Raw genomic sequence first — 18,495 nt, 5'->3', positions numbered from 1 at the left:
GGATTACCTGTCTTTAAGGGTCAAACCCTGTTGGCTCAACACCAGTTCATAGAACGCCGGGCCGATCCCCTTGCTGACCATGAAATCCTGCCGCCGCTCCACTTGACTTCCTGACTCGCCCTGGCCACGGAACAGGACCTGCAGGCGATGTTCGCCGCTGCTGATGTTACCGGTAAAAATCCGCTGGACTCCGCCCTTCTGCAACGCCTCGAGTTCCTTGAAGGAGTAGATATGGGCAGCCACCGGCCGTTCGTCCAGGCTGATATCAACAGCATCCAGCCGAAAGGTTTCGGCAGGAGCCAGAGAGATGAAGAGGGCACACTGGGTGTGCGATGGAAAGAGCAGCTTTTCTTCCAGCTGATCAAGCTCGGCAGCGATGGCCAGGACGTCGCTTTTGATCTCCTGAACCTGTTCGTCAAGCCCTTTGGCCTGGGGTTGCCCCCCCTGCTGACTGAAACAGATGCCAGCCGGCAGCAGAAGCAGCAGCCCGATGGTTATCATGCATATTATCGTTTTCATGTCCCTCACCTTTGCTTAAGCCATGTCATCCATGAACCAGAGGTTTAAAATTTTCCCACCAGGTTAACGAACAACCCTTGATGGCGGTAATCGAGCTGGGTCAGATCGTCGGAAAAATCGCTGAAATTGTAGCCAAGCCCCAGTTTGGCGTGTTCGCCAAGGTGGCGATACAGAGCCAGCAGTGCGCCGGATTTGCTGTCCTCGGCATCCGGCAGGTCAAGCCGGCGCAGTTCCAGCAGGGCATCCCAGCGATGCACGAAATGCCAATCGGCCCGGATCACACAGAGTTGGGCACGGCTATCAAAATAGACCGGATCGTCCGCATCCAAAGCAACCTGGCCGAGGCGGTAAGCATATTTGCCCCCCAGGGTCCAGCGCTCGGTCAGGTCGTACATCAGGTCGATTGCGGCAATGTGGCTGCGCTGAATAAAGCTGCCGTCACTATCGGTGCTGGTGCTGCCGCCCGGCAGGTTATAAAAATAGGTGTATTTAAAGAGCATATTGAGGCGATCGAAATCGACCGGTCGATAGGCATAGCCGAGCACGGCTTCGGTATAGTCGCTGGCGTAGCCCGAACCAAGAGAACTGCTGCTTTTGGAATAATTGAATTTGCCGAGCAGGCGCCAGTCCGGGGTCAGCTGAAACTTAAAGTTATTCTTGAACAACCAGGTGGTCCGTTCGACATAGCTGGAATCGCTCTGCTCGCTGTTGTCGACCCGATACTCCAGCCCGCTGGCCAGCGCCAGCTTGTCGAATCCGTAGCCGGCGCTGAACCCGACCGCTTTACGCTCCAGATCCGCTGCGGTATCAGGATCTTTCAGGGTGCCGAAATCCGCATTGGCCGAGAAGTTCAGCCGGTCTGTGGGTGCCAGTTCGACCCCGGTCGAATGCACCAGCCCGGTCGGCACATCGCCATGGGCATACTGTTCTTCAAAATAAATACTGACCGTGTCTGAATAGCGGGTGCGGAAACCGGAGGTCATATTCCCCTTGCGACTCAGCACACCGTTGTCGCTGCGTTCGTTTTCCAGGCCGTAATTGCTGTAGAGAGTGGTCCGATCGCTGTAGAGATATTCGGTCCCCAGATTGGCCCCGGTGCCCAGGTCGCCGCCGGAGATTTCCCCCAGAACTTTAAATCGTTCAGTCAGCCGCCAGCTGCCGCCGACGCCGACGCGATTGTTGCGCTCGCGCTCACCGCTGACCCGCAGAGTGTTCTGCACATAACTGTACAGCGTCCAGCGCGTGCCGGAATCGTAGGCCACCTTGACCACAGCATCGGTCCGCTCCCCTTCTTCCTGGGTTGAGGCCACCACCTTGCTGTGATCAGTCCGCTTATCGCTGCGCACCCCGCTGCTCAGGGTCCAGTTGCTGTTCAGCCGGTAGTCGAGATTCCCTTCCACAGCCGCAGTGGTCAGCCCATAGTCCTCTTCGGAATGGTCAAATTTTACCCGCCCGTTCCAGCGTTCCCCAAACGGGATATCCCCGCTCAGCCCGTATTGGGTCAGATCGTTTTCCGTATACTGGCCGGGCGCCGCATAACCGGCTTCGATCTGCTGCAGATAAAAACTGGTTCGTCCGCGCCAGGAAGACACCAGATCGGTCATGGCCAGACTGCCGTCAACCCGATAGGCAGCGGCGCTGATCTCTTCATCCTGGGGCAGAGCACTGTTGGTGAAAGTAAAACCGCCGTCGGCCGAGCTGGTGGTGTCTTCGGCCGGGCCATTGGTTCGCCCTCCTTCGAGTTTCAGCCAGGTCGCGGCGGAGCGCCGCAGCACCAGGTCGGCACCGGCCAGATTGCTGTCCATGCCGTCTTCCTGATCCCAGTTTCCGGTCAGACCGAGTTTGACGTGATCGTTGAACCAGTAGTGAACCCGCCCGCCGGTGACCAGCGTGTCCGGATCATCGACGCCGGGAGTATATTCATAGCGCGCGACCAGATAAACCGGGTTGCCGCTCAAGGATTCGGTGGCCACCAGCAGGTTGTCGCTGGCGGTGGTCGGCAGAATCTCGGCGAGCAGGATGCGCCCCTGGATATAGTCGATATCGTAATCAAGTTCTGCGATCAGGGTTTTAGAAGCCAGCACGATCCCGGAATCCTTGTCGCGGATTTCGATGCGCAGGCTTTCCGAACCTTCCAGGATATCGCGCTGCTGCAGATAGAACAGCGACCCGCCGGTGCCGCGGAAATCGTCTCGTGCCGAGACCGTCCCCGGATCCGCGGCAAAGCCGTCCACATACAGTCTAGGTTCGCCAAATGAGGTGGTCTGCTGCTGTTGATAATGGAGGTTGGCCCCGTACAGTTCGCGATCGACATGGGCCAGATCGTTATCGGTATAAGCAACCTTGAAATTGCCCCAGAGGCCGTAAGTCTTGTCCTTTTCCAGGCGTGCATAAAACTTGCCGCGGGTCGGCGCGGTTTCCACCACGCTGCTGTCGTCGCCGAAGGTCGGGTAATGTTGATCCGGATCCATGCGCCGGAACTGGGCATCCGCGGTCTTCTCCATGAAGTTAGTGAAGATCTCGTCAAGGGGCCCTTCCCGGGTATCGGCGCTGGCGGTCAGGTGCCAGCCGTTGTGGAACTTGCCGGTGGTGTAAAAGGCCAGTCGGCCGTTGGCACTGAAGTCTTCGCTGTACTTGGGGTTGTCCGGATCGAGTAGCCGCGCCGGTCCGTTGGTTTCATTGGCGGACAGGGTCAGATCAGCCAGGCCGACTCCAAACCAGTCGCTCTTTTGCAAAGCCAGATCGCGCAGGAACAGTTCACCGTTGCCGTGCTGATCGAGCACCGCCACTTCAACGGTCTGCAGTCCTTCGGGCAGGATCTGCTCGGCCACACAGCGCCCCTGCTCATCCACCGGCACCGCGGTCCCGGCCAGCCAGACCCGGTGCCCGGCCGGAATATTCTGCCCAAGCACCTGGATGGTGCCGCCATGCAGGGGAATATTCTGCAACGCCAGGCGACTTTCTCCGTAGCCGTCGAGCAGCTCCCGCTCCGGATTGGCAAGGACGCTGGCCGGGTCGAGCTGATCCACCACCCAGAGCGGCTGCGGCCGGGTCTCGTCGAAATGACCAGCCGCATCATAAACCCGCAGCAGGTATTTAAGGGCCAGCCCCGGAGCCTGGAAAGAGGGGTAATCAGCGAACCATTCAGCCTCACCGGCGCTGCTGATCGGCAGGGTCACCAGTGGAGTATCCCCGCTACTCTGGGTTTCGGCGAAGATCCTTACTTCTGCGCGTTCGAAGAACTGCTTATAATTGCTGTAAAGCCGAAAAACAACACGGTTTTCCGCAAATTCCGTGCTTTCATCGTCCCTATAGCGGACCGAGCGCGGCCAGGCGGTGACATTCAGCCGCGGCTGCAGGGTCAGACTGTCATACTTGAATTGAATATGGGCACGGTCCAGGGCAACATCGGTACAGCGCTGGATATCCTGCGAGCTTTTGCCCGGGTCGGCAACCGGCTGACCGTCGATGGTAATCCGCATCAGGTTCAGGGCATAGGGGTTCTCGATTTCGACATCGCGCTCGATGCGGGTGATCTCCACACCTTCATAATTATCCAGGATCACCGGCTCGTCATAAACCGCCTGTACCTCGACCCGGGACTGGTCGGATTCCACGAACCCGGCATTGACCACATCCTCCGCTTGCACGTAGCCGCGCCCTTGAAATTCGGCCTGGCCGGCCTCCAGTCCCAGTTCTTTACTGACCAGGGCCATGGCCCGGCGGGCCCGGGCGGTCGACCAGCCGATATCGTCCCCGTATACAGCGGCGGTGCGCCGGCTCAACCGCTCATTGCTGGTATAACCGACAAAACGCAGGCGCGGGTTGGTTTTATCCGCCAATTCGGCAAGCAGCCGCCGCATCTGGCTGAGGCTGGTCGCCGGCACCAGCGGAGCGCCGTTGCTGAAATAGATTGGTTCGATGTCGCCGTTAGCGGAATGATAGACTTTGGTCCGATTTTCCGAGCCGGCCGCTTCCGGGCACAATTGTGGTTCCTCCGGCAATTCCTGCAACGGATCATCGTACCAGAATTCGATTTCGATGCGTCGATTAAGCGCCCGGCCGCGTGTGGTCGCATTGGATGCCACCGGCCGGGCCGGCCCCCGGCCGAGACTTTCGACAGTTTCTGCAGGCAGGTCAAGGCTGCTGCGCAGGGTTTTGGCCAGGCGTTCTGCGGCGGCCCTGGAGAGCCCGTCCAGATTACCGTAAATCCGTTTTTCCCGACCGCTCAGGGGCTCGTTGTCGGTATAGCCAAGCACCCGAATACGCAGGTTTTTACGCTCACCAAGATCGCGCAACACTTGCTCAATCCGGGTCGGCAAAACGCTGGGCACGGGGAATTCGGCTGTGGCATAGGACAATGGCTCGATGAGATTTCTGATCACCGCCCGTTGCGAATACCCGTCGCGATAACGCAGCTTGCAGACGGTTTCGGTGCGGCACACTTTAACCCGTTTACCTGCTTCTTCAGCGAGCAGCTCCTGATCCAGCGTCCAGGGTGTGGGCGAAATGCCGGGCGGCAAATGCGCTTCCGTCGCCGAACCGATCTCCCCCGCAGCACGCACGGTATCCGTGTCCCGGCTGTCGAACAGGCTGAAGGCCGCAGCATCGGGAACTCCACACAGCAGCAGACCGAATATGAGGATTATCCACTTTTCCATTTAATATCTTTTCATTTAGCAGATCAGCCCTGAACCGTTGCCGCTGATACTGTACCTGCCGGTCAACCTGGTTGACCGGTCAATGTCGCCGTTTGACCCGGCAACTTATTTTTCATTCCAAACCATCGCTGGTACCCCTGCTCTAATCCGTCCAAAGCGGCTCAGGGCGGTCCTCCCCGCCGCCAGAACACCTGGGTTTCAATGGTCAGCCGGTAACCGGCGGCAGCTTCCGGCCAGCGGCTGCGGAGGCGTTCCTGCAGGCTGTCAAGCCGCCGTTCCGCCAACTGTGCAGTTTCGGTATCCCCCAGATAAGACAGCCGCAGGATGGAGGGGGCGTCCTGCAGGATTTTCAGCAATTCCGTCAACCGCTGTTGCCATTGTGGCCTGATCCGGGTGGTGCCCGGCTCAAAAGCGGCATCGGCGATATCCAGCCCCACCACCCGGTGGGGCGTTGCGGTAAAGTTAAAGCGCAGCATTTTCCCGCGGGTCGCCCGCTGCACTCGCGGGTTTTCGCTGAGCACCCGATAGCCGCTGGGCAAGCTGCGGTCATCGAGTTTCATGATGAAATTACTCCCCCGGTCTTCATCGGGCACTACGGCACAGGTCAGGTGGTAGCGACCGTACTCATCGGTAGTGGCGACCAGTCCGCGCGCGGTCACCACCCGGACTCCGGCCAAACCGGCCTCCCCCTCATCCTGACGCCCATTCAAGTTACGATCGTCATAAACCTTGCCGATCACATCACTGCAATCGAAATCCGGGTCGGGGACCACCATGACCGTGGCCGTGGCCTCGCCGGAGATACTGGTTCCGAGCAGGGTGTTATAAGCCTGAGCCCGGTTGACATATTCACCTTCGCCAACCCCCGCGCCGACCACCAGCAGCAGTTTGATGGTATGGGAGCTGTTAACTCCCAATGTGAGCCCATCCCAGGACAATTCCCGCCCTTGCACGTCCGGTTCCGTGGCAACCCCGTCCAGGGTGGCGCTGCCGGCCACATATTTGAACCCAGCCGGGAACCGGTCAACAATGCGGATATGGTCGAGGGCACTGCCGAACACATTGCTCAACCGGATCGTATAAGGGACCAGCGAGCCTTTGCTGACGTTGCGCAGCCCGGCCACCTTGCTCAGGGCCACCGCACCGCTTAAGACCGGATCAATGGGCAGCTGGTTGTTGAAGATCTGGCTCTGCCCGGGGATATTGCCGTTGCTGAGGGCCAGATGCAGATAATAGGTGGTTTCCGCACTGCCGGCCGCGGGAATCCCGGCGTCAGCGATCGCTTCACAGTAGGTGCTGGTAGCCGGTACCGCATCCACCCCACTGCCCGGGCAGTCCGGCACCGAGAACGCAGCGCTGGCCGCATCACTGCTGGGCGGGATCAACGCCGACGGGGTGGCCAGATAGCCGCTCGGCGGCGCGGTCACCTGCAACAGATAGGTGCCGCCGGCGGGACAGGCCGCCTGACTGAAATTGAGGTCGAACTTGTAAAAACCGTTAGCCGCGGTGACCTGGTTCTGCTGCACTGGATCATCAAAACAGGCCCCGGGCAGAGCATTGCCGCTCAGGGCATTGAGCAGGGTCAGAGTTGCCTGGCTGACCGGGCTTCTGGCCACCGCGTTATAAACCGAACCGTTGGGCCACAAGGGCATATTCAGATTTTGCAGGTTACTGCCGGAGTCGACACTGATCGCGCTGATCCGCTGCGGCCCGTTGGTAAAGATGGAATCGGCCGAACCGAGGGAGGCCGTGGCAATCCCGGCCCCGGGCGCAGTAAAGCGTATTTCATAGGGAACACCAGTACTGGCAGTCGGCAGCAGACCGCTAAAAGCGTAGCTGCCGTCAGCATCCGTGGTGGTGGTCGCCACCTGGCTGCCGTTGAGATAAAGCGCGACCACCCAGTCCTGCTGAGCAATTTCGCTCCCTTCGTCATAGTGACGATCAAGGCTGGAATCGTGCCAGATCAACCCGTTCAGGGCGGCACTGCCGGGGGTCCCGCCGACATCCAGAGAGACGGATGCGGAGGCGCTCTGGGTCGGGGTGTCCCAGCTGACCGTGGCGCTGTTGGTAATGGTCGTACCCGGTGCGACCGCACTATTAATGCGCACCTGGAAACGGACCAGAAAGGAACCCCCTGGACTCAGATTGCCATAGGTGGCCGAATAATCAGCGCTGAGGACTCCGCCGAGGAAGCTGGTGCCGCTGGCCGAACCGTCCATGACCGCACTGGCGCTGACAAAATCGACCAGACTCAGCAGCCCGCTCAGGTCATCGGTCACCAGGACATTGCTGGCCGGCAAACTACCGATGTTGGTCACTCGCACGCTGTAGACCAGTTCAGTGCCGGGCTCAGCGCTGATTCCGTCGACCAAAGCCACGGTTTTGCTGATCTCCAGCAGTTGGACCGCGCCGACGACAACGACGGTTTCCTGATAACCGTTGGCGGCCAGTCCGTCGGCATCGCTCGGCAGGTCATTCACTTCATTGCTGGTCAGAATGGCCTGGTTGGTGATCCGCGTCCCTTCAGCAACCCCGGCATTAACCCGCATCCGGTAGCTGATGGTGACCTGCCCGGCCATGGAAATGATTCCGCTCCCGGGGTTGTCGGCGGACTGGACACCCAGACCGGCGGCCAGGGGAAACACCCCGCCGTCGCTGCCCAGGGCAACCCCGTTGACAATCAGAGAATCAGCGACATAGCTCAGATTAGCGGGCACGGCATCGGTAAGCAGGCTGGCCGTGGCCGGAGCCGCGCCGTTATTGGTCATGACAATACTGTATTCAATGGTATCGCCGGGATTGACAATGCCGTCAGCGTTATTGTCAACGGCCAAGGCAGCGGTCTTCAACACGTACAACAGGGGTACGTTGCCAACCACGACCCGGGTCGGATCATCCACCGCGGGCGTGGCCGGGTCATCGGAAGGCTGTTCCGGCTGCTCTCCGCTGCCCGCGCCGGTAGCATTGACGAAGGCCTGATTTTCCAGGACCAGCCCGTCCATGGCTGCGCTGTCGACCAGGACATCGAAGGTTACCGTTGCCACATTGTTGGCTGTGGCTGCGCTGTCAGCGCGCAGGTAACCGGCCGTAGCATCTTCCGCGGCATTGATCAGCAGCCCGGCGTGAAGCGGGTTTGCGCCATTGTTGTCGCTGACCGGCTGACCGTTGAGAGTGGTGCTGCCGACAATATAGCTGGTGTTGGCAGGGGTATAATCCTGCAGCATGACATCATGGGCATCTTCGGACCCGATATTTTTGACGGTCACGGTATAACGCAACCGTTCACCGGCGAGCAGGACGGTGGGATCTCCATCCAGGAAACTGGCGGTTTTTTCCACCTGGAACGCGGGCGCGGAACTAATCAGGGTAACGGTCGGGTCCGTCTCGCCAACCAAGGCGCTGTCAATGGAATCACTCAGCTTCAGCACAACATTTTCGGCACGCAGTTCGGCCTGATTGAGGACCTCGCTACCACTGGTGATCACCGCAGCAAGCTGCACGTTGAATTCAATGACCAGGGTTTCTCCGGCTGCGGCGGTCAGATTGTCAACGACCAGCAACCCGCTCCCTTTGTTGCCGCCATTGGCATCACTGCCGCTGACGTCCGCTCCGGCGGGAACGGTTTCCAGCTGAAGGGTGCCTGGGACAAACAACCGAGGCAAATCCACCTGCAGGCTTTCCAGTTCGTCACGGATACTGAGCCCGCTCAAGGTGGCGGTACCGGTATTAACAAACTTAAGGCGGTAGTGCAGCACGTCGCCCGGAACCGCAGTGGCACCGCTGCCACCACTGGTCAGGTTGAAGACTGCTTTGCTCAGGGACATGGAACTGACCACATCAATGGTCGGATCGGCCACGGCAACGGTGTCCGGATCATCACTCAACTGTTCAGTGAACACCCCGCTGCCAGTCCCGGAACCGTTGAGAACGGCTTGGTTGGAGATTTCCGTACCACCGCTCGCGGCACTGTCGATCTGAACAACGAAGGTCACCGTCGCCAGGCTAGCATCACTGGCCGCGCTGTCGGCCGGAAACTCTCCGATTGTGGCAGCTCCCGCAGCATTAATGAGCAATCCGGCAACCAGGGGGCTGCTGCCGTCCGCTGCATCAGCGACGCTGACCCCGTTCAGGGTGGTCGAACCTGTGACATAGCTGGTGTTGGCAGGAATCGCATCGGTCAGGACGACATTCGCCGCATCCTCGGTGCCGATATTGCGCACCAGGATAGTATAGCGCAGTTGATCGCCGGGGAGCAGGATTGAACTTGCTCCGGTTAGGTCGGCGGAGGTTTTGCTAAACTGCCACTGTGGTGCCGAAGCGATAAGAGTACGGGTCGGGTCGGCGGCCCCGGCAATATTGGGGTCGTCGCTGGTGAAGGTGCCGAAGCCGGTCAGTGTCAGGCGGGCCTGGTTGAGGACTTCGCTACCGCCGGGAATCACCGCGGCCAGTTGCACCGAAAAGTCGACGCTGAGCGAGCTGTTGCCGTCGAGAACGATATTGGAACTGCTCAACAACCCGGTCCCGCCGCTGCCGCCGGTGACATCGGCAGCGACCTCGGCCGGACCGGCCAGCAGGGTCAGGCTGCCGGGCACGAACCAGGGAGTGCTATTCAGCTGATCAAGTTCATCGTACAGGGTGAATTGAGCCTGGGCCGCGCTGATATTGTTGATTTCCAGATGGTATTGGAGCACGTCACCGGGACTGGCCGAGACGCCCGGATCGGCGCCGCTGGTCTGGTTGAGCACGGTTTTCTGGAAGACCAGTTCCGGGGCGATACCGACAGTCGTGGCAAAGACCGGTCCAACGCAATAATCATTGGGTGCAACAATGCTTGGGCAACCGGCTCCGGTCCGCTCATAGGCATCGGCCGTATCAAGGGAGGTCCAATCGGTCCAGACTCCATTTTCGATAATCCCGTCAGCATCGGCCACCACCTCGACAATACAGTGATAAATGATGACCAGCTGTTGCCCGACGCCGACATCCAGGCTGCCGTCACCATTACCACGGCCCCAGGTCAACGGTCCGGCCGGTGCACCGGCCGGCAGCCCGACAAAGCCACTCAGCGCGCTGCCGTCAAGGCTGGCTGTCGGGGTAAAGCTGCTGTCCAGAACCACGCCGGCCGGCAGGGTATCAACAATATTCAGATCAAAAGCGGTGGAATTGCTGCTGCCGGTATTAACCAGGGTCAAGCGATACTCCAGAATATCCCCGGCTACCGGCGCGGCTGTCGCATCCTTGCCAGCAGTAACATTGGCCACGGTCTTGACCAGGGTGACATCGGGTTCCGACACCACCACAGCCGGGGCCACGGCGCTCAGGTTTTCCTCGCCGGCCGTCGCACCATTCAGATAAACGGCCGTTGCCCCGTTCTGGAGCGGATCGCCGGCATCGGTGTCAAGGTCGTTGTTGACCCGGGCAAAATAGTTCAGGCTGAGGGTCGGGGTCAGGCTGGATGAGCTGCTGTCATCCTCACTCAGGGTGGTGATGGTGCCGACATCCCAGCTCACGGTACCGCTGCTCTGGTCGGCGGGGAACGCATTCAACGCGGCTTCTGCCGGCGGCAGACCGTTAATGGTGGCGATGCCGCTGAAGCTGTAGGAGATATCGTAGCTACTGTTGTTGGCCAGGACATAACTGAGACCGGCGGCAGCCAGGTTGTCACTGATGTTGATGCCTTCAGTGACCCCTTCCGGCAGGCGCAGATCGATCTGGAACTGCTTGCGCACCCCGATCGTGGGCACAGTGGCTGGGTTCAGGTCGGTCTTGGTCAGTTGCAGCCCAGGAACGCTCAGCTGCGCAGCGGCGGTGGTCTCGTAATCATTGACCGGATCACCGCTGTTGGGAATGCTGCCGTTACGCATACCATCAATGGCTCCGGCGCTGCCGATGCTGCCGCCGCTGTTGAGGGCGGTGGTTTGAGCGGGCAAGGAGGTCCAGGCCGCCTCAATTGTATTACTCAGCTCCTCATGGGGCCGGACATCGTCGGCCACGCGGATCTGATAGCTGAAGCTGACACTAGCTCCCACCGCGATCTCGGCCGGCGTACTCCAGCCAAACACCGGCTGCTCCGGCCCCAGACTCAAGAGATCCACCGCATCCGGAGGGTTCGTGCCGCCGACTCCGCCGGCATAGCTGAAGCGGGTCGCGGTTAAATCGTCATAAACCCGCAGGTTGTAGGCCGGGGCGGTGCCGCTGTTGGTCGCGGTCACCGTGACTGTCACCAAATCGGCAGCGTCGGCATTGGCCACGCTGAAAGTCTGGGCCAGCTCAATCCGTGGCTCGCGCACCTGAACGGCCACCTGATCGATGTTATAACTGACCAGCGCGCCGGATTCGTCCAGGTACTCGGCCTTCGTGACCGTGGCCGGGCTGCCGTTGGCAATCAGGTCGGCGTCATTGGTCTGGTCGCTGTTTTCCAGCCGGGCGATAAAGTTGACCGCCAGGTCGAACCGGGTTGCGCTGCCACCGATGGTGAGACGCTGGTCGCCAAAGTTCCATTCAACCAGATTGCCGTTGCAGGTCGGGGTGATCACCCCACCCGGTTCAAACCCCGCCGCACTGAAGGGAGCGGCATCCAGGTTGACCGCCGGTGCTTCGCTGCAGCGCAGCCCGACCGGCAGTTCGTCGCGAATGACGAAATTACGCACCAGGGCCACCGGTAGCAGCACATCCAGCTGATATTCAAGCTCTTCACCGATGGTTACATCCTGGGTGCCGGGCACGCTCAACAACGGGGTGTTGGCTGTGGCGGTCACGGTTTTCGGCTGGGTGGCAACCGGAATCACCTGCACACTGGCGTTTGCGGTTTCCGATTGATAGAGCCGGGCTCCGCCGAGTTCGCTGTTATTCCCGGTCGGGTTGGTCTGATTGCCGGAAGGACCGCTCAAACTGTCATAAACCGCACTGACCGCATTGGTAAAAACCTGCAACGGCGCGGCATCATCATCGTAATCGACCCGGTAGTACAGTTCCACGGACTGGCCCGGATCGATCCGCTGCAGGGCGTTGCTGTGGGTATAGGAAAAGGTCAATTCAGCGGGGATTCCGTTCTTGACGCTGTTATCGCTGTTGCTCCCTTCGCCGTCACTGTCCGCCGCACCACTGGTGCCGTCACCGTCATTGTCGAGGCCGTCGCCGGCAAAGGGGAAGACATAGGCCAGGTCACTGGCATCGAGCTGATCGGTCACTGTCACGTCATAGGCCGGGGCGCGCTGCACGCCGTCAGCGGTCGCTTCATTGGTCACAGTGATGCGGTAGATATAGCTGTCAAAGGCATCGCCGTCATCGGCCACCGGCACAAAATTGCTACAGCTCGGGCCGCTGCCGTAGAGGGATTCGTTACAGACCTCCTTGACCAGCACCAGGCGGGGCTCGGTCACGGTCAGGTCAACCCGGCGGATCGCTTCGCGCGGATAACCGACGGTGGAGGGACCGAGGCTGTACTGTTCGACCAGGCCGGTGTTGACATTGCTGAAGGTGGCATCAAAGGTGGAACTGAGCACGTTATCACTGTCCGCAGCATGCAGATTGGGCACGGCCCGGTCATCGATGGGCTTATTGAGCAGCCGGGTTTTGGTGTTCACCACAAACCATTCATCCGCCTGTTCGATCCGTTCACTGTCAGGAACATTGAAACGCCAGTCGAACCAGCCTTCATCCAGCGGGGCGAGTCCGGTCGGATTGAGGCTGACGTTCTGAATCAGGGCGGTCGATTCAGCATAGGGGTTGCTACTGGACAGATAGGCCTGGCCGTCCGGAACCTGATCGGCGACATCGATGTTCTGTACCGCGATATAGATGAAGCCCGGGGTCTTGAAGCCGAACCAGCCACCGGTTTCGATATGAAAATCGCATTCCTCGCCGATCTGCACCTCTTCGAACCCGTTGCCGTCGTAACTGGGCGGATTGTTTTCGTTACAGGTACCGAGCTGGGTCTTCTTCAGGTTAAAGCCGATAACCCTGGCCCAGGCCGCATCCAGGGAATAATTGTTGGCCCGATCCAGTTCACCGTCGGCCCGGACGACGGGAGCGGGAAATGTCAGGGGTGTCCCGTCACTGAGGGTGATTTCCCCGACCACGTCGGCCCGTAGGCTGAGATCGTCCAGGGCAATGTCACTTGGGTTGGTGCTTTTTCTGACCTGGAAGTTGTAGGTCACGGTCCGGCCCGGGGCAATGGTTGCCGGGCTGACGCATTCATAAACCGTAGCCGTGGCCGGGATCGCCGTTGGATCGACCAGCACTTTCCAGGGTGCCGGCTGGTTGGGTGAACCGGAAAGGGTAATCGGCGCGCAGCCGCTCGGCGCACTGACCACCTCCATGGTAGCACCGAAACTGGTGAATACATGATAATCGGTGGCATCATGCCCGCCGTTGTTGGTGACCAGAATCGGCAGAGTCAGCAGTTGGTTCGGATCGTTGGTCAAGATAAAGACATCGCCGCCGACGGCGATATCAAGGTCTTCCGGGAAAGCTGGGATCTCGGTACCGGTCGGATCCGCGCTGCCGTTGCCGGTCAGCGTCAGGGTCTGGTGACCCTGGGAACCGCAGAACAGGTCGAAATCAACGGTCAGGGTATTGCTCAGCGGAGTCTGAAAAGTCGGATCGGTACCGGTCAGCGGATATTCTTCCGGGTAGACATCGAGATTGGCGGCGCGGTCATAATAGGCGGATTCGATCAGCACGACCCGAAAGCGCACCACTGCTACATCGCCATGCCGCAGCATATTGACCTGATCGGCATAAACCGGGTGCGTCGTCGAACTGGTCAGGTCGAATTCCGGAGCGGTATTGGCCAGCGGGTCGCCACTGTTCCGGTTGGTCCAGGTCAGGGTATCGACCATCCCCGCATAAGCGGTGCCATAGGCTGGTGTCACCTCGATTTCCGGCAGGAAGGTGGCATCCACCACATATTCCGGCGGCAGCACATCGGCCAACTGAATATTTTTGACGCTCCCCCCGCTGAAATTGCGGATGGTAATGGTCATGGTCCCCTTGCTGCCGACCGGTTGCGCCGTATTGGTCCCGGTCAGTTGCCGTTCCACGGACAGGTCGGCGTGGTTGTCGCTGTACAGGGAATAGAAGGTCGCCGTATCAGCGGGGACAATCCCGGTCGAGGTGGCACTGATGCCGCCGGCCGGATTCTGCACGCCACAGCCCCACTGAACATCGCTGACGCTGTTGACCTTGCTGGTTTCACAGGAACCGCCAGCGGTGATTTTCCCGACCAGATAAATGGAGGTGGTCCCGCCAGCGCTGACATCCACTTCCTGATTGTCAAAGGACAGGGCCGTGTTGCCGAAGGGGTTGGTGACGATGAAATCGTTGAGATTATTGCCCGCTGGCACACAACCGGCCACCGACCCGCTGCCGTTGGCTGCGGCCAGGCTATTGGCTGCGGCTTCGCTGGCGCAGGCATAATTGATGTCGACACTGCCCGCTGTCATCAGGTCATCGAAACGCAGATCCTGCAGCCCGGCCAAGCCGCTGTTGGTGACCCTCACGCGCCAGACGATATCGTCATTATTGGTGCCGTAAACCGGATCCCCGGCAGAGTTCTGGCGCTGTCCGGCATCGTAGTTCCAACCGGTTTTGGTAATTTGCGGCAAGGGTTCCTGCAATGGCAGGGTCGCCGTAGCGGTTTGCGGAGAATCAGCGCAACCGGAGTCGGTAGTAAAGAGTAAAGTCGCCTGCACGCCACGGCTGGCGCTGACCAGGGCTTCCGGGGAAGAGGTCCGGCTGACTGCAAAACGGATGGTGATACGGTTGACCTGATTAGCAGACGGGTTCGCTGCCAGGCTGGCCAGGGCAGGAATTTCGGCCGCGCTAAAAGTGAGGATTGCGCCGCTGCCGCTGATGGTCGGAGCCGAACCGGCCAGAGTCACCCCGTTATTAACCCGATAAGTGACTGGATTGGGGGCATTGGGTTCGTAACTGAGTCCGGAAATCCCGAGGTTTTCCTGCAGGACCAGGTTACTCATCAGCGCGCCGGGTAGATCGGGAATCTGTGGGCTGGGGGAAATCTGGGTGTAGCGGTAGGGATTGTTGATCACGACCGTGACATAGCCGTAACCGCAGAGTTCACAGTAACTGACACTCAGATCATGGGCGACAAAAGGATAGCCGCTCTTGGTATCACAGGGTGCGCCAAGGCTCTCCCCTGTTCCAAGGGTCGTCAACAATAGGCAACAGAAAAATGCCCAGCGCAGCAGCTGTCGAAAAAAACGCCAGCTCAGCATCGCGCGGACACCATTCCCTGAGTTTCAAGGCCGGTCGGCAACTTGCACAAAATCATCATACCCCATTACTTTTCATTTATCCGTAAAGCTTTCCAGCGCCTTTACGGGGTGTCTGACCGGAAGAACCGGTCCAGCAGGTGCATAAAAAAAGCACCCACTTTCAGCCGAAAATGAGTGCTCCGCGGGTAGATGTGACCGGGGCAAGAAGCCTGTCTCATTGCTTCGGCGGCCCGGCTATCCTGGTGGCACAGGACCCGTGGCTTTGCGTCCCCGAATTACTCCGGGTTTGCCTTTTCGGTTATTTTATTTATTTCACATGAGTAACAGCAAATCTTACTATGCTGCGCAAATGTACATTGGCTGCGGCATTGTGTCAAGAGAGCTATTTTAATTATCACTTTTTATTTTTACTTGACGACAGGCATGAATTTTACTCAGAAGCGGAACAACAACCATATGAAGTTATTAACTATATTAACAAGAAAACAAAGTTACAGCAGAGCTGAAAATGTTTTTTTGATCAGGATATCACTTTTCTTGCTCGGCAACATGCTAATGAGCAATGGCAAACATCTTTTAGATGGTTCCAGAGAGGAGAAACGGCAAACCTGTTTGGCTTGCGCTGCTCCTGGCAATCCTCTTGTAACGCTTCCTGCAATTTAGGGAATCGCAGTTGTCCAGCCCTCAACGCCGTGCTAATCTTGACCTTACTCTACAACAACAAAGTGTAACCAACCAGATAGTTCCAACACCTGAAATGAGAAGGAGATGAGTCTGCAATGAAGCTGAAAACCATTCAAAGAGGCTGTTCTTTTCTGGCAATCCTGTTGCTCAGTGCCCTGTTGACCGCCTGCGGCAGTAATGGTGGTTCCGATGGCGGAGGGAGCGGCACCCTCTCAGTTGCCCTGACCGACAGTGCGGCCGAAGATTATCAAGCGGTCTATATCACCGTAGACCGGGTGCAGGTCCATCGCAGCAGCCAGGATAACGCAACCAGCGGCTGGGTCACCGTGGCCGAACCAGGCACGACCTATAACCTGCTCGACCTGGTCAATGGACTCTTCGCCCAACTGGGGGAAGGCCCCCTGGATAGCGGCAGTTACGGTCAGCTGCGCTTGGTCCTTGGTAATACTGCCGACACCAGCCTGAACATTTTTGATCAGACCCACCCTTATGCCAATTACATCATCGACATGGATGGCAACGCTCATAAATTGAAGGTTCCCAGTGGGACCCAGAGCGGCTTGAAGGTCATCAACGGCTTCACCATCAACACGGATCAGACCACCGATCTGCTGCTCGATTTTGATGTCACTCGTTCGGTGGTCGTAGCCGGGACAAGCGGCCAATACCTGCTTAAACCGGTGATCAAAATTCTGAAGGAAACCAGCTACAGCAATGTTTACGGTACGGTCAGCGAAGCCAATTCGAACCCGCTGGTACCGGTTCCCGCTGCCTTTGTCAGTGCGCAGACCATTGCTGCGACAGCTGCGCCGGAAAATCAGGTGGTAATCGAAGCCGGCACGCTGAGTACTGACAGCGGCGACTATGCCCTGTTCCTGGCTCCCGGCACTTACGATCTGGTCGCGGCCGCGAACGGTTACCAACCGGTCTGTCAGCCGGTCACCCTACCCCAGGCCGGCAGTACCGCGACTGTCGATCTGGCTCTGCAGCCGGTGGCCACGGCAACCGGATCCATTTCAGGGGTCGTCAATATCGCCAACCCGCTGACCGATGCGGATCAACACGTTACCATCGCGGTACGGCAGAGCCTCAATTGCGGCGGGACCGTGACCATCGTCACGGTGAAAACTCTGCAGGTTGCCAATGGCGGAGCCTATCAGGTCGACCTGCCGGCCGGTTCCTATCAGCTGGTCGCCTCGACCCCGAATCGCACCACCCTGACCGTTGCGGTTACGGTACTCAGCGGCGCGGATAGCGGCGATACCGATTTCGCCTTTTAGCAGGCTGTTGATGAACAGGTTGCCAAGGCCGAGGATAGACTTTTTCAACAACCTGCTTTTCACATGACAAAGGGCCGCGCACCGGAAGCGTTCTCCCGGTGCGTGGCCCTCTCTGTAAACTCAACCCTCGAGCTCCCGTTTATTCCTCTTCCTGGTAAGTCCCTTCAATGGCGTGAATAAGGTCGACGATCAGGGCATTATACGGTGTGGGTACGCCGTAGAGTTTGGCCTGTTCCACCACCGCCCCGTTAATCTTGTCGATCTCGGTGCGCACCTTGCGTTGGCGGTCCTGATACATTGAGGAATACCCGTCCGGGACATCTTCGCAGACCTTGCGCACCATCTCCAACGCATCGCGGCGATCAAAATAGGTCCCGTCCGCCTCGGCCACCTCAACCGCCTCGTAGACCACCCGACGGGCAAAGTCCCAGGCGTATTTGTTCCGCACCATATAGCCGATCTTGGTTTCCAGTAAGGCGGTCAGGGTGTTGATGGACATATTGATGAACAGCTTACTCCAGATGATCCGCTGGATGTCGTCGGAAATCACCACCTCAAAACCAGCCCCGGCCAGAATCGCCCCGGCTTTTTCATCACTCTTCGCCGCCGGGTCCATGGTGCCGAGGGTGGTTGCCCCGCTGGCCGTATGGTGAAAGCGACCGAAACCGAGGCTGACGCTGTTATGTTTGGAGGTTCCGATGACGATATTCTCCCTGGCCGTGAAGTTGAGGATATCGCGATCATTCCCCGCCCCGTTCTGCAGTGTCATCACCAGGGTCGCTGCGTTGATCAGGCTTTGATTGGCCTTGACCGCCTCATAGGTATGGATCGATTTCACAAAGACAATCAGCAGGTCGACCGGGCCGATATCCGTCCCGCTCATGACTGACTTGGGCCGGAAGTTGGTTTCCATTCCGTTTTCGAGCATGGTCAGGCCCCGCTCGTTGATGGCTCGGACCTGTGGTTCGGAAACATCGACCAAAGTCACCTCATGCTGGCGGGACAGACAGGCACCATACAGACAGCCCATGGCACCGGCGCCCAACACTGCAATCTTCATAACAAAACACCTCTCTTGATAAACAGGCTGACTCTAACAAACTTGTGCAACAT

General features: G+C 58.8%; 5 protein-coding genes and 1 riboswitch. Of the genes, 1 reads left to right on the top strand and 4 read right to left on the bottom strand.

The window, feature by feature from the left end; translation table 11 throughout:
• Positions 1 to 3: 3 nt before the first annotated feature.
• The 3 genes from N909_RS0122495 to N909_RS24985 all read right to left on the bottom strand — a co-directional run bounded on the left by N909_RS0122495 (position 4) and on the right by N909_RS24985 (position 15,418).
• Entirely contained in the window at positions 4 to 519 is a 516-nt protein-coding gene (locus N909_RS0122495) for a hypothetical protein (protein ID WP_036684522.1), read from the bottom strand.
• Between the two features lie 44 nt (positions 520 to 563).
• Positions 564 to 5,180, bottom strand: coding sequence for a flagellar motor protein MotB (locus N909_RS0122490; RefSeq protein ID WP_051690059.1), 4,617 nt, complete (start codon positions 5,178 to 5,180; stop codon positions 564 to 566).
• Between the two features lie 161 nt (positions 5,181 to 5,341).
• Positions 5,342 to 15,418 (bottom strand): SdrD B-like domain-containing protein, encoded by a 10,077-nt coding sequence (locus tag N909_RS24985; RefSeq protein ID WP_051690058.1) that lies wholly within the window; start codon positions 15,416 to 15,418, stop codon positions 5,342 to 5,344.
• Positions 15,419 to 15,639: 221 nt separating this feature from the next.
• Positions 15,640 to 15,719: riboswitch (cyclic di-GMP riboswitch) on the bottom strand.
• A gap of 478 nt (positions 15,720 to 16,197) precedes the next feature.
• On the opposite strand from N909_RS24985, the gene N909_RS24980 reads away from it, so the two are divergent.
• Positions 16,198 to 17,382 (top strand): DUF4382 domain-containing protein, encoded by a 1,185-nt coding sequence (locus N909_RS24980; protein ID WP_051690057.1) that lies wholly within the window; start codon positions 16,198 to 16,200, stop codon positions 17,380 to 17,382.
• Positions 17,383 to 17,521: 139 nt separating this feature from the next.
• Here the strand turns inward: N909_RS24980 and N909_RS0122475 are convergent, their stop codons facing one another.
• Positions 17,522 to 18,442, bottom strand: a complete 921-nt coding sequence (locus N909_RS0122475; RefSeq protein WP_029918349.1) for a 2-dehydropantoate 2-reductase — start codon at positions 18,440 to 18,442, stop codon at positions 17,522 to 17,524.
• Between the last annotated feature and the right edge of the window lie 53 nt (positions 18,443 to 18,495).

The sequence above is a fragment of the Pelobacter seleniigenes DSM 18267 genome (assembly GCF_000711225.1).
In the GTDB taxonomy this organism is placed as follows: Bacteria; Desulfobacterota; Desulfuromonadia; order Desulfuromonadales; family Geopsychrobacteraceae; genus Seleniibacterium; species Seleniibacterium seleniigenes.
This window is presented reverse-complemented; position numbering and strand designations above follow the sequence as displayed.